Raw genomic sequence first — 518 nt, forward strand, 5'->3', positions numbered from 1 at the left:
GCGGGTAAAGGGAGTCGAACCCCCACGCCCGAAGGCACTAGATCCTAAGTCTAGCGCGTCTGCCAGTTCCGCCATACCCGCAATATAAATCATGACTAAGTAAGTCAAGAAAAAATGGTGAGCCATGCAGGATTCGAACCTGCGACCCTCTGATTAAAAGTCAGATGCTCTACCAACTGAGCTAATGGCTCGATAGTGGTGCCGGAGAAAGGACTTGAACCCTCAACCTACTGATTACAAGTCAGTTGCTCTACCAGTTGAGCTACTCCGGCGAATAAATTTTTATATGGTGGAGGATGACGGGCTCGAACCGCCGACCCCCTGCTTGTAAGGCAGGTGCTCTCCCAGCTGAGCTAATCCTCCTGGGTAGAATTACAATTGATCATTCATGCTTGTACAATCACAAGTGGATTATACAAGCCCGGCGACGTCCTACTCTCACAGGGGGAAACCCCCAACTACCATCGGCGCTGAAGAGCTTAACTTCCGTGTTCGGTATGGGAACGGGTGTGACCTCT

The 518-nt window shown here is 50.8% G+C and carries 4 tRNA genes and 1 rRNA gene; all 5 read right to left on the reverse strand.

Annotation, left to right across the window (positions count from 1 at the left end):
- Nucleotides 1-81, reverse strand: a tRNA-Leu gene (locus tag FILTAD_RS15525).
- Between the two features lie 34 nt (nt 82-115).
- Nucleotides 116-191, reverse strand: a tRNA-Lys gene (locus tag FILTAD_RS15530).
- Nucleotides 192-196: 5 nt separating this feature from the next.
- Nucleotides 197-272: transfer RNA gene (locus FILTAD_RS15535), tRNA-Thr, on the reverse strand.
- Nucleotides 273-287: 15 nt separating this feature from the next.
- Nucleotides 288-363: transfer RNA gene (locus tag FILTAD_RS15540), tRNA-Val, on the reverse strand.
- A gap of 56 nt (nt 364-419) precedes the next feature.
- A 5S ribosomal RNA gene (gene rrf, locus FILTAD_RS15545) occupies nt 420-518 on the reverse strand; the annotation flags it as partial.

The sequence above is a fragment of the Filibacter tadaridae genome, assembly GCF_900609045.1.
In the GTDB taxonomy this organism is placed as follows: domain Bacteria; phylum Bacillota; class Bacilli; order Bacillales_A; family Planococcaceae; genus Sporosarcina; species Sporosarcina tadaridae.